We start from the raw sequence: 25,298 nt of genomic DNA on the forward strand, positions 1-25,298 counted from the left end.
CGCTTATCTCGTTTTCCTTCTTTTCCAGGTAACGTTTCGGCGTATTGCTTAACCCGTTCTTCCATCCCGTGGAGGGCTATGTTTGCAAGTAATGGTGAGATTACCCCTCCTTGCGGTGTACCCTCAGTGTGATTTGAATCATAAAATAAACTTTTAGCTCAAGATATGCTTCAAAAAGAGTTAACTATTTTATGCTTCAAAAATTAGAATTCAAGTAGAATAATCTCCCATGTAATACACGGATAGGGGTAGACTAACAGTGTATTACATGGAAAATTTTATGCGGAAACGGGATATTCAGGGGAAGTTTGCACTCAAAGATGATGATTACCGTCAAGTACGCTCTTTGAGATTGACCGATGAAACGTGGAAGGCATTGGATATAGCGGCTGAATGCTTCGGGTGTAGCCGAGCGGATTATTTGGAAGAGATAGTAAAGAATAACCTTTTACCAAGTATTACACGGGTGAGGTAGTGAAAAATCTACGTCAGGCTTTCCCATGTATTACACGGTAGGGGGAAGGATTTTATAACTCTGTTTACTACTAAATTTTTTGATGTTTACTGTTGTCCGACAGTATCTCGTTTGGGTTTACGTTGTCCGACACGCCCCGAAGACTTTTTAGGCGTTTGCTGTTGAGGGAGTGTTTCATCTGTCTTCTGTGCATCCGTGGGAGGGGAGGTAAGATTTGTTTCCAGTGGTGCTTCACTAATGGAAGAATCAGCTTGTTTTGTCTTCTTACGAGTTTGTTTTTTCTTAGGTGCTAGCTCTATGGAAATTTCACTTGGTGTCGCAGAAGCTGTTTCATCATTGCTCTCAGGTGCAGGCTTTTTACGAGTCCGTTTTGCTGGAGACGGGGGTTTGTCAGATTTAGAGGGCGATGCAGCCGCAGTCGCCCCGCCCTTGGATAAATCCACCGCCGCTTTTGGTACAGAGGTCGAACCCATGCCTATCTGTAGCAAATGCCATAAATGTTCACGGCGACTTTCCATGTAAGAGAGTTTTTGTTCACCCTCAGTAGTATCCAATGCCATGCGTTCACATTGGGCTAGTGTGAGCGTATGTTCATGCAGTCGTTCTAAACTCAAAGGATCGTGACCATCATGCAATGCTGCCGCCACAGCCCGGATGAGCCAGTCCTTGAGTACCCCAACACAACCAATGGAACGCTCATAAAAGTAAAGCCAATGCTGCATCAACTCTTTGACATCAACATTCAGAGGTACTTGCATCAGGAGTGCCAATAATGCAGCTTGAAAATCCTGACGGTCTTGTTCATTTTGATACAAATAACGTGGAAAATGGATATCCAGTCCTCGCCGAGATGCTTGACCACTTAAATTACGGAAATTGAGCAGTTCATAAGTCCCAATCAGAATGTGTAGCACACCCGTAACATTGGTCATGGACTTAATCCAATCCAACTGGTCTAAAAGCTTACCAGCACTTGCACCAGTCCCAATCTTCATTAAGTGCTGTGCTTCATCCAAAATCACTGCTCGTACACCACGTTTGGTCATTACCTCTTCTAATGCGTGACGCAGTTCAGGCGAATCATTAAACTGTGCTGTTTTAGTCCGGGAGCGTCCTTTTTTCTCCCAGGTCTGCTCCGCATCAATATCTATCAGCATCCGCCGCTCATAGAATGGTTCTCCCAAAAGTTTTAGTGCAGTGCGGTAATAATCTGCCCGATTAAACACCCCACCGTCAGATGGTCGTGTTTCTAACAGCAATAATGGCATCGGGGGCTGAGTGCCGTTACGATAGCTCAAGGAATTGGAAACACCGGGTAACGGTTCGGGTACATTCTCATTTAACCGTTTAGCAATCTGGCGAATCATCGTTGTTTTACCCACACCGCTTGGCCCATACACCAACACATGAGCAAATCCGGCGGGTTCTCGAATCGCACGCATCAACAACATATCTACTCGTTCTAACTGGGGATGTAAAACTGCATACTCCTTAAACTGGGTAAGTTTGAGGTGCATTTGGTCGCTTCCCTTCCCGGTTAAAAAATTGTCCATTAACGGTATTCCCCTAGTATCGGCAGTCGTGTGAGATCCAACAGTTCAACGTTTTGAGACAGTGCTGGCAATTGTTCGTCATCTTGACTGTGTGCTTCCATAGCCGGCTCAGGTATGCTGACTGTGGGGAACTGGGGTACACCTTCCTTATTGGGCGTTAAATTTTCCAGTACCCCAACTGCTTCCAAATCCCGTAATCGTTGCATGAGTAAGGTTTCATGCTCTTGCACTGCCGCGATGAAGTCAGCAAGGCGTTTGGCAGAGATATTTGTACTCACAGCATTACGCTTATCTTGCTGTCTGATTTCTTGGGCTGCTAACAGCACTTCTTTCTCCGTGCGTCCGGCAAAGGTGTTGTAATACTGGGAGATACATTTGACCCATCTTCCCTCCAGGTACGCATAAGCTACACCCATATCAAAAGGGTCATAGCGCACACTGACTTTGGTCTTTTCGACAACCGGATTGCGGAAAGCATCGTTCCAGTAATAAAGATAATTGACTTTAATTCCCTGTCCTGACTGGACTTTAGCGTTGCCTTTTGGTGTGCTAGGGCGTGTTGCCATGAGGAAGTCTTCGTTGTATGCAATGCGTCGGTGTTCCCTCTCCCCAGTGGCAGCGATAGCGTCGGTATAAACTTGTAATGGTGTCTCACCCAAGGAATCATGTACGCTCGTGTCATAAATGGTGTATGCCCACTCACACAGGTATGTATATAAATCTGCTAATGTCCAAACGGCAAGTTGTTTGGGGTCAACAACCTTGGTTAATTGACGTGGCTGCTTACTGGCTTGGGTGTTGCCCAGTAAGTTAAAGATAAATTCCGTATTGGTTGTACCGAATAATCGCTCAACTACTGAGCCAAAACGAGGTTTAGCACCGGGTCTTGTTTTTTTAATGCAGTGGTAACGTGCTAATAAGGTATCAAAGTAAACGCTATGAAATTCCTTGCCGCCATCTACAACTACGGATTGGGGAAAACGACCAAAACGCTGGACACACAACCGTAGTGCCATCATGCAAGACCTGTAAGAAGGTGGGTCAAAGGTAAGATAAACTGCTAAGATGCGTCGGGAGTAGGCATCAATCAGTAATGTCAGCCAAGGTCGTCCTAAGTTCCGACCAGAAACTTTAGAGCGTAATTCGATATCGAGTTGGGTGTGGTCAAGATGGCAGATAGCAAAGGGGCGGTCTCCGTGCCGGGGTGTAGTTTTAGCTAGTTCTAAAACAATCGGTTCGGTTGGGTATGCGGCTTTTGCTCCCTGACGTTTTAAAGTCTGCTCATGGATTGGTCGCTTTTTTAGCCGAGTATAAAATGTGCGCTGACTCAGTGGAGGGATGTTGGCTCTTTCGCAGGCTCTTGTATATGCCCGATAAACGGAAGCGGCTGGAGCTTGTCTTGGTGTCTCGAAGTGTTCTGTAATAAATTTATCCAGTAAAACGCTGGCATCTGTTGGTGCTTTGGGTAGGCGATTTCCTCTATTATTTGTACGTGGGAGCAACCCAACATAACCGCAACCAAAAGTGGCTTCCGCTTCCCGAAACTGTTTTACCCATCGAGATAAGGTGCTTTGAGGTATGTCCTTCCCTATGTCTGTGTGATGCTGGAAATATGCTTGTACTAGATGAAATCTGCGATTGGCTCTTTGTAGATCCGCAGGCGAGGCGGCATCCATCAATTCACGCACTCCCTCATTGATGGTTGTTTGTTTTTCTGAGGTGAGAATGTTGATAGTGCTACTGTCGAATAATTGCAGAAAAAATGCTGTGGGCAATTGCATTGGTTGCCCAACTTCGGGTAGCAGTGTGGTTGTAGTCTCGCCCAAGTTAGCTAAAGTCCAAAGTTGTGAGTCCCAGACTAATAAGGTGTTAGGCAAGAGTGTTGTGGGTGAGGTGATTTTTCGATAATCCCCAGTTGTCCCTATCGCTAAATGTGTATGAGCAGTATGAGTTTGCTCATCTGCCCATAGCTGAACTCGCCAATGTTCCACTAGGGGAACTGCATACAAGTCCACGTAGAGTTGCTCTGTGGCAATCATGGCGTAAATATCGTTAGCACGCACTCCGGGAATGGTTGCAAGTGTGGCGGCTATGGTTGTTCCTGGACTGGCTTGAACTGAAGACAGTATTTGTTCTGTAATGGAAAGGGGGACATTGGCGGTGAACCTAAAGTAGTCTTCTAAAAACATTAGGTTCTGGGTGAATATGGGATTTAGTTCGGTATCGGTGCGAACATGGTATTTGAGTCCATAAGATTCGGCGTAAGCTTCTCCTGGTGGGCAATGCCAATGACCAGTTTCAGTTTTTTGGTAGCGTGAAGGGTATTTTTGGGCTAATCGTTTTAATTCGATTTCGGTTTTCCATTCTTCCCAAGCTGCACCTGTCGTCCGCAGTACGAAGAAGTCTGGGGTATGGTAATGACCTATTTTTCGTCCGTTTTGGTTTTGGTACTGAATTTTAAATGGCGGTGGTTGGTCGTAGAACTCTAACACCTGTGGGTCGTGTTCCATTTGATAAATCGCCCACAGTTCTACTGTGTGGCTCTCAAATTGAATGGTCTGACCCATTTTGCGACTAGGATAAACTCCACTAACGTTCTTGGCGCGTCCTTGTACTCTCCGTGAGGGTGGAGCAGCCCGAATTGCGGCGATTAGTAAGAGTGTTTGCGCCGTTAGTTGCTGTTGCTTACACCAATAATCAAATTCGTCGTCTGTCATGAGAGTTTTTCATCTACGGAAAGAGTGTTTCTCTTTGTCAGGAGGTAGTTTTAGGCTTTCAGGACGCAATACAAAACTACAGAGGCATGGTTTTAAGTGAAGCATATCTTGGAATTTTGAACCATATTTTGAATTGAAAGTTTATAAGTGGATAATTTTTTCAGAGATTTTTTGTCCAAGTTTTGTCTATTTGTGTTTTTTTAACTCATTCTTTAATTATGCTTCAGAATTTTAACTCTATCTCATGATTTGATTCAAAGTATTATGTTGTGATTAGTGATAAAGCCTGAAATTGCGTTAACTCTTTCTCGATTTATGGTTCAAAAATTTTCCCAAATTATGATTCAAAAGACACCCATCGCTGTGCCTACCTCAATGGATTATTGTCGGTTTGAGCCACTTCAAAAACTGGGATGCTCCCCACCAATACAAGGAGAACAAGGAGAAAATTCAACAGATATACAACGCAGATTAGACGAAATGGTTTTAGAGGTAGACTTGCGGCATGATGAGACAAAGTTAGCCCAGTTTATAAATGATATTATCACCAAAAGACATTTAGTACTCATCGCCGACCAATTTGAAGAACTCTATACCCTCGCACCGCCAGAGGAACGCCAGCCTTTTTTAAATGCATTAATCTACGCTATCAACCACGCTCGTAGATTTACCTTGGTTCTAACGTTGCGGGCAGATTTTATGGCTATGCTTTATCTTACCGTCCTTTTAGCGATGCTTTGCAGCAGGGAATTTATAATCTTGGCCCCATGAACCGGGAAGAGTTGCGTAGGTCGGTTGAAAAACCAGCGCAAAAAATGAAGGTGGTATTTGAGGAGGGGTTGACAGATACTTTAATCAGAGATTTGGGTAATGAATCGGGACGTTTACCTTTACTTGAGTTTACCCTGGCTTGGTTAACATTTGAAAGACCTTGGGGTAAACCTTATGCTACTAAATTACCAAGCGACAAGCTATTGAGTAATACACACCTCCAGAAGCTAAAGGTAGATAAGCCAGATAAGCGCGATCGCCTCTTCATCACTGCCAAATTTCAACTAGCCAGCCCCTTACTCATTCGCTCTGGTCAAGATTTAATTCAAAACAAATGTTCTCCCGATGTGGTACATTTGCACTCCTATAGAAAAGACAAACCTGAGCCAGTTGTTTCTGGTACAAGTTTAGCAGGAGTGCTGTGGCATAGAGCCGAGAGAATAGTGAATACTTTAGATAAGAATTTACAAATTGTGTATGACCTATTTGGCTTTGTTAAAGAAGAAAGTAAACAAGCAAAGGCTAGTCGTTTAGTTATTCATGAAAGCTTGATAGAAAATACAGTTGACATTGTACAAAGCCGAATTGCTATTGACCGTTTTACAGGCGGAGCATATAACGGAGCATTGTTTCAGGAACAACCTGTTTTTAGTATCTCTAAAAAAGAGGATAGTCAAAAAATTAATAAAGTTAAAGGTAAATTAAAAAAAAGTAGCAATACAAGTAGTAACACAGCGCATATAAAACTAGAACTGGAACTACGTCAACCAAAGGGATATGAAATTGGGTTACTTCTGCTGCTACTTAAAGATTTATGGACGGGTGATTTACCAATAGGTGGTACTAGCAGTATTGGGAGAGGACGTTTGCAGGGAGTTGAAGCAACTATAGTTTGGCAACAACACAAGTGGGTAATCTCTGAGGAGAATCGGAAATTACTAATCAGCAAACAAGATAAAGATGAAATGGAAGAGTTTTTTAAAAAGTTTTTGGAGCAAGCACCATGAATCAAGATTTGTGTCAGGAAGTTTCAACAGAAACAATTGAACTATCACTTGAGGATTGGTTAAAGCAACAAGCAATTACTACAGATTATCAGTTACGGTACGTGTTAGCTCATGCAGAGGATGGAGTTGTCTGGGGACATTTTGAAGTAGAAAGCGGCATCTTAGAAACTTCTAAGCAAGCTTTTCCTGAGTATGATTTTCCTACATTACGTCTGTCAACATTACAACAATGCCGGATATTTGGAGAAGCTGGTGAAGTCTTACTATGGAATATTAATGGAAAATGGCGATCGCGGCTAATTTTACAAAGCCAAGTATCAGAATTACTTGAACAAGAAAAAATAGGTTTAATACCAGAATCACAAATTCTCTGGGGTACTCAAGGAAAAGCAAACGGTAACTTTACCTTACTTTCAGATGGTTCTCAGGGGCTTAAATATGCTGCTCCCATCACAGGGATTACTTTTAGCCAGGATAAACAGAAACAGTATCGTCCACTTCGACTAGAAGTACATCACTATTTTTATTATGACCAAGATGGAGTAGCTCGTATTTTTCTCAGTCGTCTTGTATCTCTCACAAAAGAAAAAATTTATGAATCCTAAACATCTAAAAAAAGTGCCTGATGAACGGAAAGCAGTCGCTCCATACAACTTCATAGAACTACCAGAAAAAGTAGTTGAAGCAAAACTTGAACTTAATGGTAAGTTACGCGATAACAATCGCTACTATTCTGACCGCCACACTGGCAAAATTGTATGTACCTTAAAAACTGAATCACCTTTATATATTCGTTGTGGTTTAACACCGACTGATTTTGCAGATTTTGGAGAAAAGTCGAACGAAGAATTAACGCCAGAACAACGCCAGAAAAAGGCTGAATTTTTTCAGCATCATTCAAAACAGTATCCCATTTTGCCTGGTAGCAGTTTGCGCGGAATGGTGAGAACTCTGGTTGAAATTGTTAGCTTTGGCAAGATTGAAAGAGTATCAGATGCTTCAAAATTTTTCTTCCGTGCGGTTGCTGCTGATAGTGACGATCCCCTAGCAGAAAGATATACAAATGCTGTTGGTAAGTTAGCTGGAAATGTCAGCGCAGGGTATCTAGAAAAAAGAGATGGTAAATGGTTCATCCGCCCAGCTATTAAAAACCACTTGGGTAAATCATTTATTCGAGTGAAACAAGAAGATATAAAAGTTTATCTTCCTTCTCTAATCACTATGGAAAAAGCTAATTACCTACCTCAGTATCTCAAAATTAGCTATGAGGGAGTAGGAGAATCTCTAAAGATTAGTGAAAATTGTGATATTTATGAACACAAAGGCTGGCTTGTTACTAGCGGTAACATGCTAGATAACAGCAAAACAACGGAAGCGGAACGTAAACGCCTACTTCGCCGTAAGGAAGGACGTAAGTTCCACTATATAGTTTTGCAATCTGATAATTCAGCTGTTTCAATTCCAATTAGTGAAGATGCAATAAGAGATTACCGTAACGCATTGACAGACTTTCAAAAAGGAAAGCCCTTTAAGCAGAATTATAAAAATACTTTCAATGAAAGTATGGGTTTTTTTAAATATTTAGACAATGAAGAACCTAGACCTGTTTTTTATTGTGAACCACAAAATCGACAGTCAACAGTAACTTTATTTGGTCAAAGTCCTAACTTTCGTATTCCTTATTCTCCTAAAAATGATGGTAAAGCCGCATCAGCAGTTGATTTTATCCCTGAAGAAGTATGTGAATCTAAAAAAATTGATCTAGCTGATGCCATTTTTGGCTTTGTTAGGCGTAAAAACGAGAACAAAGAACAAGGTTCTGATAAAAATAAAAAAGAAAAACAGGAAAAATCTCGTGCTGGACGTATATTTTTCAGTGATGCTCAATATAAAAGTGAAGAAAATGGTATCTGGCTGACTGATGACACCATTACACCACAAATTCTGGCTACTCCTAAACCAACAACATTTCAGCACTACTTAGTCCAAAAAAGCCACGAAAAGAAAAGCCTGAAGCACTATGCTAGTCAACCCAATCAAGACACAGTAATTCGGGGACATAAACTATACTGACTTTTCACGGGAAGTCTTCAAGCCTCGAAAAAACGTGACTTTTTCTACAGCCTAATTGTCAATAGCTTTAAGTTAATGAAAATAGCTAACGGAAAAATCAGGGTTTGGAAAACCCTCAAAATGGCCTTTTCCACATGCCGTGAAAAGTCAGATAAACTATATTGGCATAAGGGAAATGTAGGCATAGACAGAATTAAAACCAAAGCAACTGAAGCTGAAATTAAAGATAAACAATCCCAGTACACGGAAATTAAGCCAATTCAATCAGGAGTTTCTTTTGAGTTCACCATTTATTTTGATAATCTCAGTGATGTAGAACTAGGTGCGCTTTTATGGGTGTTAACCCTATCAGTCGAAGATGTAGAGAAAGTCAAATTACTTGGCCTTGATAGCAAAGAAAAATATCGGCTTTCCCTTGGTATGGGAAAGCCATTAGGTATGGGTGCAGTAATGATTGAAAAATATGAACTTTCCCTTAATGAACGATATCGTAATGAACCTAAGCAGCGATACACACAGCTATTTGATGATAATAACTGGTTAAGTGGCGATCGCCCTGCTACTTATGATGAGCATAAAGAATGTATTCAGAAGTTTGAGGAATATGTAACTACGCGCATTAGTGAAGCTGACTTTCCCCAAGATTATCCAGACAAACAAGATTATGAAAAATTGAAGCTAAAGGATGTACCGCGTATCAAAATGTTACTAACTATGCTGAGATGGGATATTTTTCCACCTGTAAGTAGAACACGATACATGGAAATAGAACGAGACATAACAACAAATGACTACATCTGTCAGCCTGTTAAGGAAGATGATAAAACAGTTAATGAGTATAAATGCCGTCTGATACTGCCAACTCCATTTCAAGTAATGGATATGTCAGACAATCGAAGACATCAAACCCTAAATTTAGATAATTTAAAGTCATCCCGCCAAAATGAAATTACTAAATTTAAACCATCTCAAGAATTTCAAATTGGTCAAATTTTAGATGCCGAGGTTATCAAAATCATTGGGATTAAAGTTACTTATAAAATGTTAGTTGATATTAGGCGAACTACAGATGAACACAAAAAAGCTAAGTATTTACAGGAAGGACAAATGGTTAAAGTCAAAATCACTGCTTTAAGAGATAATGGTGAGATTAAAAATGTCAAATTATGTTGATTAATCTCACATTAATGAGGATTTTTGTTATCTAACTGATTTTTCCTCACGCAAATTTCAACGAGAAACCATCACTCGCATCCTTTACTGCCAAACATTCTCCTCCGCGCAGCTACAGGATCAGCTAAAACCGAAACTGCGATTTAGTTGTGATGCTGTATTTGATGCCTCACCAATTCCAAGTTAAGATGCCAGAAAATTTTGTATTGCTCCCCCCTCGTCGCTACAATCACCTGTATATGGGATTTCATTGCATCCTCTCGCTCTGCGGATAACGTTATCCGCCAAATCTGACTTATCCCCAAATAACAAAGAAATTCTCAACCAACTATCGTGAGTAAAACCCGCATCATTACGTTATTCAACCAGTCAGGGGGCGTTGCCAAAACAACTTTGACCCACAATCTGGGCTACCATCTCGCAGCCAACAAGCACCGCGTTCTACTCGTGGACATGGACCCACAGGCATCTTTAACCAACTTCTTGGGTGTAGACCCTGAAGAACTAGAAAAAACTGTCTATAACGCGATAATTGATGAAGAACCATTATTTGTCTACCCTGAAAAAATCCAGGGTATGGCACTGGCACCCACCAATATCAATTTAAGTGCCGCCGAACTCCTCCTACCAGCTGCCACCGCACGCGAATATCGCCTCCATGAAGCCCTTGCCCCCATCCGCGATGATTACGATTTTATCCTCATTGATTGTCCCCCGTCGCTTGGCATTTTAAGTATCCTCAGCCTAACTGCTGCTACTCATATTCTCGTACCTATTCAGTGTCAATTTAAATCTTTCCTGGGTACAGACCTACTACTTGATACTGTCGCCAGGGTTAAAAAAAAGCTCAACAAAGGACTACAAATTGCTGGGTTTATTCCCACAATGCTCGATAGCCGCACCGCACAAGAAACCCGCACTCTCAAAGCTGTGGAAGAACAACTTTCCCAAATTGGTACGATATATCCTCCTATCCCCAAATCTATAGCCTTTGCGGATGCCTCCGAGCGCAGAATGCCGTTGGGAATGTATGATAAAAAACACGCCGCAGTCAAAATCCTAAACAAGATTGCCAAAGAGTTAGACAAATTAAAAGTGGAGTCGTCGGGCTAAACCCACAGGTCTGCCACACTTACTAGGAGGTTCTGTGAGTAAAAAAGACGCAGCGTACACTGCAAAACTCAAACACGCCAACCCAATAGATTTAATGTTTGGCGGTAGCGAAGATGAACCCACAACGCCATCTAACAAATCAACCAACACGATTACCATCCAGGAAATTAAATTACCGCCCACCCAACCCAGGCGTTATTTCGACCCCAAAAAGTTGGAAGAACTTTCGCTATCTATTAAAGAACTAGGCATCCTCGAACCATTAATCGTGCGCTCTCAACCAGATGGAAGTTACGAACTCATTGCGGGCGAACGTCGTTTCAAAGCAGCTATTATGGCTGGGTTGGAGGAAGTGCCTGTTGTCATCAAGGAAATGGACGACGACACGGTTAAGCAGGTGCAATTAATTGAAAACCTCCAGCGTGAAGATTTGAATGCGTATGAAGAAACAATCGGAATTTTGGAGTTACTGGCACTGCGCCTCAATTTAACCCAGGATGAGGTAATCAGCCTGCTCAATCGCATGTCCAAGGCTAATCGCAAACAAGCGGATAACGTTATCCGCCAAAAAGAAAAGAAGGAAATCTTTACCCTTGATGATGTTATCCATCCTTCAGATGATAAAAAAGCGGATAACGTTATCCGCCATGAAGAAAATGTTGTAGTAGAAGGTATATTTGCCTCTCTTGGTAGGCTTTCTGCTGAATCCTTCCGTACTAATCGCCTGCCATTACTCAATCTCCCTGAAGATATTAAAGAGGCACTGCAAAAGGGGTCAATTGAGTACACCAAAGCGCGTGCGATCGCTAAAGTGAAGGAGGATGTAAAACGCGCTCCTTTACTGCAAGCAGCAATCAAAGAGAATTTATCACTTACAGAAATCCAACTCTTGATACGAGATATCTTCGCTCAGGAGAAAGCAGACACTACCCCATCACTTAAAACCCAGTACAAGGAATTAAGCAAACAACTCGGTTCATCCAAAGTCTGGGATAACCCAAAGAAAAAGAAAGCGTTGGAGAAATTGCTTAATCAAATTAAAGTACTCTTGGATGAAGAACAAGCCATTACAAAAACTTAAATTTCCGACTCCCATAACTTGTAGTCTTGTCATATGTATGACAAAGTTCGATTAAGTACCTAACCGTTGCTGCATGATTTGTTGTGCCAGTTCGTAGTCACGCCCAACTAGGTAGGAAAAATGATAGTAGGAGGCAACATAGAAGTCACAGTCATGATTCTGATAGCGGTCAGCAACGGCGAGAAACCCGTAGCGGGCATCACTTATATCAGAGAACCAAGTACTGTGGTAGGTATCAAATAAAAATAACGTCAGCGAGTTTTTATCTAAGCTTGCATTCAACCGCAGCAGATGGAGGTGGGAATGGTGGACACGTCCAATTGGCAGGAGTAAGTCATACCCATCAAAGTTAATAAATTCTGCAAGTTCGCCTTCGGTATAATCATCTGTACGCGGATTAGGCAGTAAGTACTCCCAACGGATAAAGAACTCGTGTTTGGCATCAAATCCGGGGTCGATATCGATTCGCCAATATTCGCTTTGGCAAAGTTCCTCAAGCACTGATGCAGGTAAATCTGTAATTTTCATGGCATCACAACCATAACCAAACAAAGTTTCGTAGCTATTGCATGGTAATTTATTCCAATAGCAATCGAGCAACATCCAGCACCCGTAATATTCCATAATAAACAGCAGTTACCTGAGTTTAATCTCCCCTCTCTAACGATCGCGCCATCAAATAAGCAACTTGAACGCCGTATACCGCTTACCTATACCTCCCACAACATTCACAAAATATTTCTGCTTGCTTGTTCTACCTAGCAGATCCAGGTCTACAGGCGATTCAGTGTGCCCAAACACCATATAATTTGTCCGAGTTTCTTCAACCATCCATACAGTAATCCCCTGAAACTCATAACTGGCGAACATTTCAGCCGCGTACTTAGCTTTGTCTAAGTCGGTCATCGCCTGCTACCTCAATCGCACCTTAATTAATTTACCATCTCTTTTAATACGTATGTACCAATAAACAGAGGTATAAGCGGCGTAACAGTCTTTTACAAGTTCAGTTCGCGTGTACTTTGGGTTGCGTCCTAAGAATCACAGCGCATCTAAGAAAGGACATTTTTGACCCTACCCTGCGGGAACGACTTCGTCGAACGGCTTCGCTCAGCCTTGACCTTGGAAAAAGCGTGAAACCTTCTGGCGAATGCTCTTAAGAGCTTCAAGAGTTCCCTTCCCCCACAGTCTCAACGTGCATTCTTAATTTTTTACAGCTTATTAATGGTTACAGTCTTGCCGCCTCAAGTAACAGTCTGAACTACATAGACTGGAGAATATTTAAAAAATTTTATATTTTCATATACGCAACCCGTAATTTTAAAGTTACTATTATAAAAATTAGATTTTTTATGATAGTAACTGGTGGTCAGACTCGATATACCCACACTTGAGCAAATTTCTGCTGGTCTAATTAAGGTTCAAGCGCGTCAAGGGAGGCTTTATCCTTACCCTCAAGACTTGCAACTGGGTTACGACAGGGTAGTTTTGGCATTTCTAGTGGGCGGTAAAGCTCTTGATGTACCAGATAGTATTCCGAAGTTTTACGAACTTTGCGAACAGCCTTTTGAAGAATGGGGAGTGGAAATTGACGACGAAATAGACTCAAGCGACTCTTTGCTTTTTTTGGGAGAACCTACGGAATTAACGATTGAATTAGCAGAAGCCTTTGGTGGGAGTGTACTGAGCCAAGAACAAACGAAAATTGCAACAGAATTACTGCAACACTGTCAGTCACACCCACAAGGGGTACAAATTTACACCAAATTCCGGAGGTTTATTATTGAGCATCCTGTTTTGTCAAACCAGGAGTTCGTAAAAGCAAAAGGGGATTTTGGACTGGGTGTTGGGCTGTCTGATCTGTTAGATGAGTGCTACGAACCTGTTCCAAGCTGCTACGAGTTGGAGGGAAACTTCTATGCCTGCCCGTACTGTCATGGGCTGGCCGGAGTAAATCCGCAAAGGCAAGTGATTGCAAACTCTAGCTGTAACCGTTGTCCACCCGGACGCAGACTCAAGCGCAAAGTAAAACTACCAAGTGACTGCTTAAAACTCAAGCGTGGCATCGAACGCTTTTGGTTTTACCCCGGACGTGCGGAAATTCAACTCTTTCAGAAGTTAGTAGATTTGGGGCTGGAGGTTGAACTTTATCCAGAGTGCGATCGTTATGACTTGAGAATTAAGTTTTCTGATGGTGAAGTATGGGCGCTCGATTTGAAGGATTACTCTAATCCCTATCTATTAGTTAGGAATTTAGGTGATGAACCAATACCCAGTGAACCATCTTGGAATGTTGCATATATTGTCATCCCTGCGGAGCGAAAGAAAGACCGTCCTGCTTATCTTAAAGAATTGAAATCACGATGGCGGTGGGAGAATGTTAAACCCATCTTCGATGATGCCGTTTTTGCCCTAGCCAAGAAAAAAGCGGGTGTGTGCGGAGTGGAGTTAGCCCAAAGCGAGGCTGACATGGAGAATGATACACATCCTTCCACTAACAGTAAACGGAGCAAGGCTGGGGTGGAGAGTGATACAAGTCCCACCGAAAGTAAGCAAATCAATACGAGCGCAGAGGGCAATAAACGTCCTGCTACAAGTAAAACTCTTAAGGAGAAAAATGCGAAGCGCGATAAAAGTCCCACTAAAAACAAGGGGAGAAAGACATGAGAGAAACGAGGTCTTGGCGCTACAAAGTTACACAATCCCTACAAAAACAAACAAGCTTACATAAAGACCAGATTGAAGCGTTGCTCGATTTGGAACTATGCCTGTTTGCTATCGAAAAGTTAGGTGTTCAATCAGAACTTGAAACAGCAATTTCTGTATGGCTACTGATATCCAATCGGTTTTATCTGTTTCCGCGCTTGGCTTTGTTGGTGGAAACAGTAGAGGCAAAGAGAACACTATTTAATCTCAGACAGTTGGTTCCGTATTTAACAAACCAAGATGTCACAGAACAATTGCTAAAGTTATACAACCAAATTCCCTCGAAATATCGAGCCTACGATGTTGATGATAAGACTTATCGGTTCACTCGGAAATCCATGCCTTCTATTTGGGGCAACCGTTTTGAGCGTTTTGAGGAATTGCTTGGTAACAAATTGAAGTATCGCCAGCGTACTGTTAAATATGCAGAACCAGGTAAAGAATATCGCTTTCGGTCTGGAGAAAACACTTATAGCGTCAGAATCCCAAAGAATTTGCCCTTATGCCAAGGCAGGGTTCTATCAGTACACCGCGAGAATAATAAAGCAATCTCTGTCACACGAGAAGAAATGGAATCGGCAGCAAATCTTCTAGATGAACACTGCGGTCAAAACCATAAAGGGCGTTTATCAGATATCATCCTTGAGCATTTTCAAGGAATGGGGTTTGTCGAACTCGACACTATAGTGTTCGACGGGGTAAAAAACTTAGTTGGGCTGCTAAATGCAGGTAAATCGACACTAATTGAAATTCTGACTGTAGCAGTAGCAAAAAGAGGACACCGAGTTGGCATTGTCTTTAACGAAGTTGTGACGTGCCTAAGAATGGCCAGTCTACTTAAAAAAGTCGGCTTACGAGTATCAGTAGTAATTGGTCAAAGGAATCGAAAAGTTCATCTTGAGAACTGGCATAGTGTAGATGGTGGGATAGACGGCTTCACGCATTTATCTACAGCTTGTCCCTTAACTGACTTTTCACGGCATGTGGAAAAGGCCATTTTGAGGGTTTTCCAAACCCTGATTTTTCCGTTAGCTATTTTCATTAACTTAAAGCTATTGACAATTAGGCTGTAGAAAAAGTCACGTTTTTTCGAGGCTTGAAGACTTCCCGTGAAAAGTCAGGTCCCTTAAGCCAATACTTTCAACCCTCAAATCCTCCTTCTCCTCCTTGCTTTGATTTAAGAGAAGTAAAAGACTCGGACGACAGTAATAATAGTACGAGCAGCAAGTAGATGGAGCCGAAGAAATCGTTTTCTTCAACCGCATTCCACGGGACTTTTACGGGTTGATACCGGGACTAGCATCTGGTTTGGTTTGCGGGTTCAAGCTGGAACGGCAAGAGAATCAATTAACACTTTGGTACTTCCAAGCACTGGGGCAAGGCCGTTGGCTGTTGGAGAATTTTTCCCATGTCTTTGCTGATGAAGGTACTCAAGGAGCGCACGCTTTGTTACTAAGTGGTACAAGTTGGGCTGGGCAAAGTCCCATTTACCATCTGGAACGCCAAGTCGATTACTTGCTACGTCCAAGGGTTAGGAAGGCTATCGAAGCAATTTCTGAAAGTAGTTTCCACTTTTCTCCTTGTTACTATCCAGATGGCAGCCCTGTGCGGGTTTCTGGGGCAACAAATAAGGAAGAAGCCTTATTGCAGGTAGTGCGATCGCTACTTCGTCAAACTGATATCTTGCAACGTGATTTTGACACACTACCTGAAGGTAGAAAGCGTTTAATTTGGTATGTCAATAGTTACGAGCAAGTGGATTTTGTTTATAATGCCATCCAAAGCATTGATACTAGCTCGTATTGGAAAGACCGGGTAGCAGCTTTGACTTCGCGATCGCCACTGGAGGAAATTGATGAATCTTTGATTTCTCGCAGTAACGTTGAAAATTTTGCTGATACTAATCGAGCAATTTTGATTGCCCCAATAGCAGCAATTGGGCGGGGTAAGAATATGTTAAACAAGGAAGGACTAAGTGCATTTGGTGGAGCATACTTTTTAGTTCGTCCGCATCCCGCACCTGATGACCTCGATTATAAATTTCGACTGGCATTGTGGAGAGAAAGAAAAGCGATAGCAGAAGAGAGGGAAGGAAACTTTATTGATGTTTGCGACTCTTGGCGTAGCGAAGGCTATGGCATCTTTCTCAAAAGTCTTGACACCATCTTGCAATATTCCCACAAGGGACTATCCAAAGAAGTACGCGAAGGACTGATTTGGAGTTTGATGGTGCTTACCTGGCAGGCGATCGCCCGGACAATTCGTGGTAATCAGCCGACTTTAGTTCGTTTTATTGATACAGCATGGGCCCCTAACCTTGCCCAGAAAAAAGCTGAAACTGAAAAAGATTCCTTACTTAAAGGATTTAAGTACGTTCTACAACCGTACTTTGCTAAAACCAGAACAGGCTATGACCAAATCGACATCGCGCTAGTGCGATCGCTTTACGAACCTTTTTACCGTGCATTGGAGAAAATAGATGGCATATAACTCTATACAATTATTTGCACTTCAAATACCGGCTAAGATATCACTTCCATTCGATTTGTATGCGTTGGCTGTTCCGAAGAATTGGAAAGATTTATTTTCCAGATTACAGAAATACAAGCATGACAAAAATTATGTTTTACCACCTATAGAATGTCTTAACCAAGCACTAACAATTTCAATTGATGATGAAATTTTATTTCCTTCCCCAAACGCATTTAGGCTGACAACTGATAATCATTGGTTTTATTGTCAATCTAACAATATATCCACAGAATATATTGTTAATGTTGTAAAAAACTGGTTAAACGTCTCCTTTAAGGACTTAGAACATTTATTAACCCCGGATGATATCCAAAAAATTAATTCGCTTTCAGCACATGACTTTAAATTTCAGCAGGTTAAACTCTCTGAAACTGTATGGAATATTGAGAATGGAGAATTAAAAATTGAACCTTTGTACTATAGTCTCATACCTTATTTGATTGCTAGTGCAATAGTAGCAAAACCACTATCTTTAAGTGTTCCCGATAGTAATAAAATTTTTGAAAACATACAATTTCGTGAGTGTGTAGTAGAAAAGTCTAATGTTCAAGAAATTATCAGTTGGCCACCAACGATTATTACTCAAGACAAAAAGAAGAAAGATAGTGAAGATAAAGAAAAACAAACACACTATTACTCTTTCTTTCTGAGATTTGCATTCCATTACAATTTAAATGGAGAACCCTACCTTACTTGCGATTACGGTATTAGACGTTGGGTTAGTTGGGAGTTAGGCTATCTAAGTTCAGGTAAGACTGTTTATATCAGTCCTACAAACTCTACAAGATTTGCCCCCTGCAAGTTAAAATACATGGGTAAAGAAAGGGGTATAGATTTTGAAGGTAATCTTGTATATTTGCTAAAAGCCCTTAATTTCAAAGATAAATTCAACGCTCAAGATATAGTTCAAACACCCTATAAAAATAACGATTTGGCTTGGGGTGTAGTTTACGGTAACACAATATCACGCTCGCACAATGCAGAAGATGGACTCTTTCCAAAAGATAATGCAATATTTCATCAAGCCTGTTTAGAGCGTATACAAAATGTATTAGGTGAAGAGTTTTGCTCTATAGAACCTTATTTACGTTGCGATAATGATAAATTGCTGAAAAAACCACGTGGTGAGTACAATAAGGTCAAAGAATTTATCAAGCAGCATTTTGCTAGCGTAAACACATCTCCACCATTTTATATCCCACCTAATCTTAGATTAGTATTGTTATCGCAGAGTAAAGAAGCTGAAGAATTAATCCTTGCACTCGCCAAAAAATACGGAATTGAAGATGTTACTATACATAGCCTTGGTGCTTTAGGTGCAGAAATGTCTGGAAAAAATTGGAGGACTGACTGTGCTAATAGAATCAGAGAATTCCAAAAATTACTTCCTTCATCACCTCCAAATCGGAAAACCTTGACTTTAATTGAAATCCTACCCAAGAAGCATTTTTGGAAAGATGCAAGAAAAGACCCAAAACCTTGCTTTCGCCCTGCATTAGCAATGCTTGGTAGCGTTACCGACCACTTTGAGCCTAAAGATGAAAATGACAAAGGTGATTTACTGACAGAAGCAGAATTTAATGATGAAATTACCAAAGTAGAAGCAGCCCAAGCTGCTGCTAAAGAACAAGGTAAATCCGTTAAAAAGAAGTCTCCAAAAAGTAATTTTGCTCATCGTATGGAATCAGCCCTAAAAAGCGGATTGTCGATGGCTGGTGCATATATTTATCCAACTATTGAGGTAGAACAGTTCCCTACAGATGTTGCTAGCGTTGGTGTCTACAAAATCCCTTTTTACACAGGCGAAATAACCAAGTACCTTCCTGTAGCAGTGCGTATGGACAAAAGCGGCGTTACTGCTAAGGCTTACGGATGTGATGAGTGGCTAGATTTTTACCTCTTTCAAATAAAAATGGCATCAGGAGCATTTGAAAGCATCGAATTTAATAAGAAGAAAGTTCAAAACTGGGTGTTCAACAACTTATTCCAAGAAACGAAACAACCAACAATTTACTGCTTTGATGCTGATAACCTGCGCTCTCATGGTTTGCTATTTCTTCAGAAAAAATTATGGCGCAAGCACCTCCTTGCTTTTGATACTTCGGAAAATCCCAAAAATGAAGATATTACTTTTATCTCCACTTCAAAATATCCCCACATACGTATAGCTAATATCATTGCACCTAATACAACAGAAGTTCCCATTTATCGTGCTTGTGATGAAGATGGGAACCTTGAAGGACATACCGCAGGTGTCTTTTACCCTTCATCAAAAGGTTCTGAGTGTGGTTACTATTATTTAAGCAACCAGCGTCCTGAATCTCGTAGCGGTGGCATTCTCCAAGAAAGTAAATTGCCACTAGCAATAACTAAAAACGACAAGACAGGGAAACCTAAAAAACCAAAACCCCAAGCCCAAGGCTATAATCCCCGTGGCGTTATTCTAAGCTTGACACTTCAAGAAGGAGATTGCTTTAGTGATTGGGCAACGTTTATTCAGTGTCAGCGACTTTATGGGATGATTCAGTATCTTGACGCTACAATTTTTCCCGAAGTACTCCACCGTGCGGTTGGACTTGGTGCCTATCGACCAATCCAAGCTATTCGCGAGCCATAGTCGTGAAATATCTTTGTTAAGCCTACAGCATCATCATAAATTTAGCAACACTGAAACAGGTGGCATACTATTCTTTGTTGCTAAATATTATCAAAATTGATCAATACAGCGATCGCAGTCGTCTGCCCTTGCCGTTTCACATATCGCGTCTACGATTCTCTTAGCTTCCACCTTGCACCTGAAGCCGACTGCGCCACGGCGCTGTGCTGATCACACAGATTATTGAGGGGCAGTACCTCGCTTAAGTGGATTCCCCAACTGCGATGCCTGCGGTGTTCTCGTTGCCATCGCCCTTTGGGAGCATCACTTACAGTGGGCGGAACGCCATCGCCTACTTATCCAGCTCAAAATGTCGTACCATCCGCCAAATATGATTCTGCAATTGTTGGATACACCAAATCGCGCATTCCCTCGAAGAAAGAGCGATGCCTGCGGTGTTCTCGTTGCCATCGCCAAGAGCCTCCAAAACATAGGGCATAAAAAACAGCCGCAGCGTTTTCAGTGCAAGCTTAGTCGCATTATCCCCAGCAGGATTAACCGCTTGGTTCGCTTCATAATCCATTAAAAATTTAATTAACTTGCCAGCATCTGAATTCTGATTTCTACGTATGCGAAGTTCTACAACAGAGCGTGGATTTCATCTAAAAACTTTTGTCAGTATAAATAAGTGACTATTATTACTATCTTACTCGGAGGGACAAAAAAGGGGAGTAAGTAGGGAGTAAATGGGGTAAAATTCCCACCTATTACCCTTAAAAGTGGACAATTATCTCTACAAATAAAAATTATTATTTTCTACAGCAAAAGAATTGTCCATATTTTTGGTGATGATTGGGGGAAAGTAGGGGAAGAATGGGAGGAAGCGAACACCTGCCTCTAATTCCAGCCCTCGCGCTCAAACCCCCACTGTACAAGACTTCCCGTGTTTGCTATACTTGTATACCGTAGTCGCATTTTGGGTAGCGAGCAATGGCAGCGTATTACATTTCTTCATATAAATCCTAGTTTTTCCCGCCGCCAAGCTCGCCAAAGTGGGTTTCACCCCCTTTGGAAACCCCCAAAACTCGATAAAAAAACAGTTGATTTTATCACCGAACCGCCTCACAATCGATGCCTCTGGCTTCTAGCAGTGGGGCTGCTTATCAATATTAAGCGTGATGATTATTAATTGCTGATAAGTTTATCAATTTACCGTAGATTCAAAGACTTCTTTGAAAAACCTCATTTATATAGATGAATAGTAAGACCACTACAGCCAAAAAAGTTTTTCAAGCTGGACGCAAGTCAAAACCCAAACCAAAACGCACAACACTAGTCAGCCTCAGACTAACCGAATCAGAAAAAGAAGATTGGGAAGCCAAAGCCGAAGCTGCTGGTATGGGGAAAAATCTCTCCAAATTTATCCGCTACTGTGTTGAGCGCGATCGTATCTATATCACTCCCCCAGTACCCGCCATCAACGAAGCGACATACGTAGAACTGGGTCGAATTGGCAATAACATCAACCAAATTGCCTATGCCATCAACCGCGCTGTGAAAATGGGAGAAGCGATCGCAGTTGACCCTCGCCCTGAAATTGAAGCCCTCAAACCATTACTGCTAGAAATAAAGCAGATATTACTGGGAATGCCGGAAAACCCTGAACTACCATCCTCCTCAGAACAATCTGCACCTGTGGCTAACCACCCTGGACAACCGGAACAACCCGACCAAGTAGTTGCTTTCCCTCTGGAGAAGAAGTGATTGGCAACATCACCAAGGGAAATGGCTTTTACGGTTGTGTAGCCTACGTCCTCGGCAAAACTTCAGCGCGGCTTATCAATACTAATATGGCAGGAGAAACACCCGCCCAACTTGCTTGGGAGTTTCGCTCCTTTGCCAATAAAAACCCCAGAGTTCAAAAACCCGTACTGCACCTATCGTTTAGTCCGGCCCCCGGTGATAGAAGCCTGGATGATTGGGAATTATGCCAAATAGCGGAAGATTTACGAGAGGGGTTGAAACTGTCGAACAACCAATTTATTTTGGTGCAGCATAACGATGCGGAATATGACGGGCAAGTGCGACCCCACGCACATATGGTAATTAACCGGGTATCCTACGATGGCGAGTGCAACGACGATTATTTAGATTATTACCGTACAGAAAAAATCTTGCGTCAAATAGAAAAAAATTACGATTTAATTATTCAACCGTCCAGTTGGGAAGTCGATAAGAAAAAGGCTTACCCTAAACACGTACAACAAGCAGAAGAATCTGGAACCCAAAATATAGTTGAACGGTTGCAAAAGCAGATTGAACAAGCCGCAATAGATAATCCTGCAATGCCAGTATTTGTGGCCCGATTGTTAAAAGAAAATATCCAAGTTGATTGCAAGTTTACCCGTACTGGTAAGCTCAAAGGGATAAGCTACTGCTTGGATGGACAGCCGTTTAAAGGTGGGGATTTGGGGAAATTATATACTCATGTTGGCATCCGAGAACATTTAAAAGTTAGCTATCAAGAAGAATATCGATATCCAACTGAGTCGCTAATTGAAAGTTACAAACGCGGGCGAACAATTGACGATAAGCGGATTAATTATCTGGAAAGTTGGATTGAGTGGAATTTTAAACAAGATTCTTCATCGGATGGAGCATCAGAAAAAACAGCAACTATCGAAGTATTAAGTACACCAGATAATTCGACAGCAAACTTGGAGCCAGCACTGGAAAAAGTTCCCACAATAGCAAATGAACCATTCGCTAAAAAACAAACTGTGGTAGTGTCGCCTCCCTCATTCCCTACAACAGTTGAAACGACGCAAAACCAAGAATTTAATGAAGTACCAGCACTTATAACTGTTACGGACGATAACAAAATTCTTCTTGGCGTTGCAGCAGAACCATCCGCACTATCACAGGATAAACCAACTGAGCAACAGCCCGATATTGCAGAACAAATTGCTCGGATGCGAGAAATTGCCCCCATCGTTGCGGAATATCTCTTAGTACTTAATAGTACAGCATTTAAAGGTAATAGATACTCGGCGACAATTGAAAATAACCAACTAACCCTGATACGTAACAGTGATGGTATTCAGGTGATGAAAACTTTCTATAACTCAGAGGAATGGCAACCCATAGAACCACCACAACTGGGTGATGAAGACATAATACAGTTACAAAAACTCATACCTGTAATTCAACAATTGAAAAATAAACATCAGGAAATCTCTTTACCAGAGATATAGGAATCCTACTTGAATCTTGCTAAGTATTCTGAGAAAGAAACCTTTGTATGGCAAGCTTACAGTCACCTTGATTTTTCCCAAATCAAATAGGAGTTTTCTAGAACTGGACTATATATTTAAACAATCCTGAATGCTAATTTTTTAATTCAACAAATAGAGTCAAAAATCACAATATAAATCCGCTATAATCTGTGAATTGTGTATTATTTATTTGCTTCAGTGGTATGCTTTTAAAATCAGTTAAATTGGTGCTATTTATTAAGAATGATTCCTGAGTTTGATGAAAACGGTAATCTACCACCAGGGGTACATTTTGGCGATTGGCAGGAGTTTAAAGAGAGGTTTGGGTACACACCTAAAAGAGCCAAAATGATTTCAGGTTTAGAAGAGTTAATGAAACAACTAAAAGCAGCAGAATGCCGTACAATTTATATCAATGGCAGTTTTGTGACAAATAAAATAGACCCAGGAGATTTTGATTGTTGCTGGGACAGAGACGATGTAAATATAGATTACCTCAGACAAAATGCACCACTAATATTAAAATATTATGACAGTGCAGCACAGAAAGCTAAGTATAAAGGGGAAATTTATCCATCCGACCAACCCGTGGATGAGTCTACAATATCAATAGAGTTTTTTCAGCGCGATAGACAACAAAATCGTAAGGGTATTGTAGCTATTAACTTATTGGAGTGGGAGCCATGATTAAAGATGATAAACAACTGGCATATTCCAAGGAATGGGCAGAAAAGTTTGCTGAAGCCAACCGGAAATTAAGGGCGAATGAAGAAAAGCGATTAAAAGACCCGGATGGCTGGCAGTTAATTCAAGATTCTAACGATGCGTTGCGGCAGAAACTTGTGGATGAAATTGTTGAGTATGAAATGTTAGCCGCCCATAATCCCAACGAACCTATCACTCTACAAGTGGAGTGCATGAATAAAATATCCGACTTATTAATTAAAGCCAGAATTGCTTTTAAAATCACGCCAAAAGAACTGGCAGCGTTATGCGGACACACGGAAGAACAAATTAAATTATTTGAAGATAAAGACTATCAAAATGCAACATTCTTGGATTTTTTAGCAGTTTCTGATGCCTTGGGTGTTGAAATTATTGATGGTAAATTTATTGCCAAAATGGATGAATTTTACCTCAAACGTTTAGAGGGAATACGGCAAGCAGCAAGTATTAATGCTGAATTACAAGTTGCTTCTTAAATATTGAAGCAACCCCACACCTGCTACAAAGAAGATTTACCTAACCGTTTATACATCCACTCAGTATCCGTATCACTCAATACTGGTGGAGGTGGAAGTTGGGTGTAGTCTATCGATAAATCATACCCAGCTTCGTCATAGATAGCATTCAGCACGGCTTGCAACTCCAGTACAGCATCTCTTTCGCCTTCGCGGAGGGGAACGGGTATCGTCGGGAGAGTATCTTGTAAGGTCACAGGCCACACGTCGATTACTCCAGACCCAGCCCGCGTTAAGGTAATTAAGTAGGGAACATCTGGAAGGCGGGGGTGGTTAAATGGCCGATTTCCCCGACGCAGCAAGTCAATTTCAATGAGATGGACGTTGGCATTATATAAACGCTGGCGTTTCTTACGGTAGTCTGTAATACCTGGTTCGCGTTTGTTTACGGGGGAGAGAATTTCGATACAGCTTACTAGTACATTGTTGGCTGTATCCCGAATTTCGACTGTGGGGATGCGGACTTCGACTGGTTGGATAACTGGAAGCGTTAGTGGTGCTGGGGTTGTGGCAATATTCGATGTGGGGGTAGTCGGAGTTACGTCGCGGCGTTGTCTTATCTGCAATACCTCGACATCTGGGTACAAAATGCCAATTTCACTTGAAGGGGAAATATCTTCCACAACATATACTTCCAGCCGTGCGGCATATTTGGGACGCAGCTGTGGGACGAGGAAGGTACGAATTTTACTAGCAAGGGCATTGTGTACGTCACTCCACAGGTAGCCTTCAAGATATGGGTCCATACCGGGGAACGGGGAAGGCATTTTACAAGCTCGCTTGACTGCACCTTTATTCTAGAACTTGGTGTTGGAAATTTCCCTGCTTTGCAAGGTATCGTTAATGTACTTCGCAATCTATAGCGGTTCTCAGTTGGGTGCAATATAGTAACAACAGTGAGTGAACCATCCAATAATGTCTTTTTTACTCACTGCATCTAAGGCACTTGTGATGGCTTGATCTAACTCTTCGTAGGTTCTAGCAG

The 25,298-nt window shown here is 41.6% G+C and carries 21 protein-coding genes and 1 pseudogene; 16 read left to right on the forward strand and 6 right to left on the reverse strand.

The genetic code is table 11. The annotated features are described in order from the left end of the window. Window positions 1-280: 280 nt before the first annotated feature. Window positions 281-475, forward strand: a complete 195-nt coding sequence (locus LC586_RS32380) for a hypothetical protein (protein WP_438822953.1) — start codon at window positions 281-283, stop codon at window positions 473-475. Window positions 476-561: 86 nt separating this feature from the next. Here LC586_RS32380 and LC586_RS32385 read toward each other — a convergent pair whose 3' ends face one another. Together LC586_RS32385 and LC586_RS32390 are read right to left on the reverse strand one after the other, a co-directional pair. Further along, the gene (locus LC586_RS32385) at window positions 562-2,028 is read right to left on the reverse strand and encodes an ATP-binding protein (RefSeq protein WP_229489550.1); all 1,467 of its coding nucleotides are present in this window, start codon (window positions 2,026-2,028) and stop codon (window positions 562-564) included. Beyond that, on the reverse strand, window positions 2,028-4,745 hold the full coding sequence (locus tag LC586_RS32390; RefSeq protein WP_229489551.1) for a TnsB C-terminal domain-containing protein: 2,718 nt from the start codon (window positions 4,743-4,745) through the stop codon (window positions 2,028-2,030). The genes LC586_RS32385 and LC586_RS32390 overlap by 1 nt, the downstream gene beginning before the upstream one ends. Window positions 4,746-5,225: 480 nt before the next feature. Here LC586_RS32390 and LC586_RS32395 point away from each other — a divergent pair. The 7 genes and pseudogenes from LC586_RS32395 to LC586_RS32425 all read left to right on the forward strand — a co-directional run. Further along, window positions 5,226-5,602: pseudogene (locus tag LC586_RS32395) on the forward strand (nSTAND1 domain-containing NTPase); the annotation flags it as partial. A 117-nt stretch (window positions 5,603-5,719) separates the two neighbouring features. Then, window positions 5,720-6,523 carry an RAMP superfamily CRISPR-associated protein gene (locus LC586_RS32400; protein ID WP_369010546.1) on the forward strand — a complete coding sequence of 268 codons (804 nt, stop codon included), beginning with the start codon at window positions 5,720-5,722 and terminating at the stop codon, window positions 6,521-6,523. Then, the gene (gene csx19 / locus LC586_RS32405; protein ID WP_229489554.1) at window positions 6,520-7,128 is read left to right on the forward strand and encodes a type III-D CRISPR-associated protein Csx19; all 609 of its coding nucleotides are present in this window, start codon (window positions 6,520-6,522) and stop codon (window positions 7,126-7,128) included. The genes LC586_RS32400 and csx19 overlap by 4 nt, the downstream gene beginning before the upstream one ends. Beyond that, window positions 7,118-8,596, forward strand: a complete 1,479-nt coding sequence (locus LC586_RS32410) for a TIGR03986 family type III CRISPR-associated RAMP protein (RefSeq protein WP_229489556.1) — start codon at window positions 7,118-7,120, stop codon at window positions 8,594-8,596. Before csx19 ends, LC586_RS32410 begins: the two co-directional genes overlap by 11 nt. Before the next feature lie 75 nt (window positions 8,597-8,671). Then, window positions 8,672-9,769 carry an RAMP superfamily CRISPR-associated protein gene (locus tag LC586_RS32415; protein WP_229489557.1) on the forward strand — a complete coding sequence of 366 codons (1,098 nt, stop codon included), beginning with the start codon at window positions 8,672-8,674 and terminating at the stop codon, window positions 9,767-9,769. Window positions 9,770-10,102: 333 nt separating this feature from the next. Beyond that, window positions 10,103-10,882 (forward strand): ParA family protein, encoded by a 780-nt coding sequence (locus LC586_RS32420; protein ID WP_229489558.1) that lies wholly within the window; start codon window positions 10,103-10,105, stop codon window positions 10,880-10,882. A 34-nt stretch (window positions 10,883-10,916) separates the two neighbouring features. Further along, the gene (locus tag LC586_RS32425) at window positions 10,917-11,963 is read left to right on the forward strand and encodes a ParB/RepB/Spo0J family partition protein (protein WP_229489559.1); all 1,047 of its coding nucleotides are present in this window, start codon (window positions 10,917-10,919) and stop codon (window positions 11,961-11,963) included. Between the two features lie 51 nt (window positions 11,964-12,014). Here LC586_RS32425 and LC586_RS32430 read toward each other — a convergent pair whose 3' ends face one another. After that, window positions 12,015-12,587 (reverse strand): hypothetical protein, encoded by a 573-nt coding sequence (locus LC586_RS32430; RefSeq protein WP_229489560.1) that lies wholly within the window; start codon window positions 12,585-12,587, stop codon window positions 12,015-12,017. Between the two features lie 51 nt (window positions 12,588-12,638). Continuing rightward, window positions 12,639-12,869 (reverse strand): hypothetical protein, encoded by a 231-nt coding sequence (locus LC586_RS32435; protein ID WP_229489561.1) that lies wholly within the window; start codon window positions 12,867-12,869, stop codon window positions 12,639-12,641. A 459-nt stretch (window positions 12,870-13,328) separates the two neighbouring features. On the opposite strand from LC586_RS32435, the gene LC586_RS32440 reads away from it, so the two are divergent. The 4 genes from LC586_RS32440 (at window position 13,329) to LC586_RS32455 (ending at window position 19,818) form a co-directional block, all read left to right on the forward strand. Further along, on the forward strand, window positions 13,329-14,630 hold the full coding sequence (locus LC586_RS32440; protein ID WP_229489562.1) for a restriction endonuclease-related protein: 1,302 nt from the start codon (window positions 13,329-13,331) through the stop codon (window positions 14,628-14,630). After that, complete coding sequence (locus LC586_RS32445) at window positions 14,627-15,742, forward strand: pPIWI_RE_Z domain-containing protein (protein WP_229489563.1); 1,116 nt, start codon at window positions 14,627-14,629, stop codon at window positions 15,740-15,742. Before LC586_RS32440 ends, LC586_RS32445 begins: the two co-directional genes overlap by 4 nt. Window positions 15,743-15,953: 211 nt before the next feature. Next, window positions 15,954-17,159 (forward strand): hypothetical protein, encoded by a 1,206-nt coding sequence (locus LC586_RS32450; RefSeq protein ID WP_229489564.1) that lies wholly within the window; start codon window positions 15,954-15,956, stop codon window positions 17,157-17,159. Next, window positions 17,149-19,818, forward strand: coding sequence for a pPIWI_RE module domain-containing protein (locus LC586_RS32455; RefSeq protein WP_229489566.1), 2,670 nt, complete (start codon window positions 17,149-17,151; stop codon window positions 19,816-19,818). The genes LC586_RS32450 and LC586_RS32455 overlap by 11 nt, the downstream gene beginning before the upstream one ends. A gap of 331 nt (window positions 19,819-20,149) precedes the next feature. Here LC586_RS32455 and LC586_RS32460 read toward each other — a convergent pair whose 3' ends face one another. Continuing rightward, window positions 20,150-20,380 carry a hypothetical protein gene (locus LC586_RS32460; protein ID WP_229489567.1) on the reverse strand — a complete coding sequence of 77 codons (231 nt, stop codon included), beginning with the start codon at window positions 20,378-20,380 and terminating at the stop codon, window positions 20,150-20,152. A 671-nt stretch (window positions 20,381-21,051) separates the two neighbouring features. Here LC586_RS32460 and LC586_RS32465 point away from each other — a divergent pair. The 4 genes from LC586_RS32465 to LC586_RS32480 all read left to right on the forward strand — a co-directional run bounded on the left by LC586_RS32465 (window position 21,052) and on the right by LC586_RS32480 (window position 24,274). Next, entirely contained in the window at window positions 21,052-21,561 is a 510-nt protein-coding gene (locus tag LC586_RS32465) for a plasmid mobilization protein (RefSeq protein WP_229489569.1), read from the forward strand. Then, window positions 21,558-23,051 (forward strand): relaxase/mobilization nuclease domain-containing protein, encoded by a 1,494-nt coding sequence (locus LC586_RS32470; protein ID WP_229489571.1) that lies wholly within the window; start codon window positions 21,558-21,560, stop codon window positions 23,049-23,051. The genes LC586_RS32465 and LC586_RS32470 overlap by 4 nt, the downstream gene beginning before the upstream one ends. Before the next feature lie 264 nt (window positions 23,052-23,315). Beyond that, a complete protein-coding gene (locus LC586_RS32475; RefSeq protein ID WP_229489573.1) occupies window positions 23,316-23,759 on the forward strand; it encodes a DUF6932 family protein in 444 nt (147 codons plus the stop codon). Next, entirely contained in the window at window positions 23,756-24,274 is a 519-nt protein-coding gene (locus LC586_RS32480) for a hypothetical protein (RefSeq protein WP_229489574.1), read from the forward strand. Before LC586_RS32475 ends, LC586_RS32480 begins: the two co-directional genes overlap by 4 nt. A gap of 23 nt (window positions 24,275-24,297) precedes the next feature. On the opposite strand, the gene LC586_RS32485 is transcribed toward LC586_RS32480, so the two are convergent. Then, on the reverse strand, window positions 24,298-25,080 hold the full coding sequence (locus LC586_RS32485) for a DUF4058 family protein (RefSeq protein ID WP_229489575.1): 783 nt from the start codon (window positions 25,078-25,080) through the stop codon (window positions 24,298-24,300). Window positions 25,081-25,298 lie beyond the last annotated feature (218 nt).

The sequence above is a fragment of the Nostoc favosum CHAB5714 genome, assembly GCF_020829495.1.
Lineage (GTDB): Bacteria > Cyanobacteriota > Cyanobacteriia > Cyanobacteriales > Nostocaceae > Nostoc > Nostoc favosum.

Bases quoted from the DNA above. Each gene is read 5' to 3' on its own strand.
- LC586_RS32480 (WP_229489574.1), top strand. From the start codon at position 23,756: ATGATTAAAGATGATAAACAACTGGCATATTCCAAGGAATGGGCAGAA.
- csx19 (WP_229489554.1), top strand. From the start codon at position 6,520: ATGAATCAAGATTTGTGTCAGGAAGTTTCAACAGAAACAATTGAACTA.
- LC586_RS32380 (WP_438822953.1), top strand. From the start codon at position 281: ATGCGGAAACGGGATATTCAGGGGAAGTTTGCACTCAAAGATGATGAT.
- LC586_RS32445 (WP_229489563.1), top strand. From the start codon at position 14,627: ATGAGAGAAACGAGGTCTTGGCGCTACAAAGTTACACAATCCCTACAA.
- LC586_RS32390 (WP_229489551.1), bottom strand. From the start codon at position 4,745: ATGACAGACGACGAATTTGATTATTGGTGTAAGCAACAGCAACTAACG.
- LC586_RS32430 (WP_229489560.1), bottom strand. From the start codon at position 12,587: ATGGAATATTACGGGTGCTGGATGTTGCTCGATTGCTATTGGAATAAA.
- LC586_RS32460 (WP_229489567.1), bottom strand. From the start codon at position 20,380: ATGGATTATGAAGCGAACCAAGCGGTTAATCCTGCTGGGGATAATGCG.
- LC586_RS32435 (WP_229489561.1), bottom strand. From the start codon at position 12,869: ATGACCGACTTAGACAAAGCTAAGTACGCGGCTGAAATGTTCGCCAGT.
- LC586_RS32415 (WP_229489557.1), top strand. From the start codon at position 8,672: ATGAAAATAGCTAACGGAAAAATCAGGGTTTGGAAAACCCTCAAAATG.
- LC586_RS32485 (WP_229489575.1), bottom strand. From the start codon at position 25,080: ATGCCTTCCCCGTTCCCCGGTATGGACCCATATCTTGAAGGCTACCTG.
- LC586_RS32385 (WP_229489550.1), bottom strand. From the start codon at position 2,028: ATGGACAATTTTTTAACCGGGAAGGGAAGCGACCAAATGCACCTCAAA.
- LC586_RS32455 (WP_229489566.1), top strand. From the start codon at position 17,149: ATGGCATATAACTCTATACAATTATTTGCACTTCAAATACCGGCTAAG.
- LC586_RS32410 (WP_229489556.1), top strand. From the start codon at position 7,118: ATGAATCCTAAACATCTAAAAAAAGTGCCTGATGAACGGAAAGCAGTC.
- LC586_RS32465 (WP_229489569.1), top strand. From the start codon at position 21,052: ATGAATAGTAAGACCACTACAGCCAAAAAAGTTTTTCAAGCTGGACGC.
- LC586_RS32475 (WP_229489573.1), top strand. From the start codon at position 23,316: ATGATTCCTGAGTTTGATGAAAACGGTAATCTACCACCAGGGGTACAT.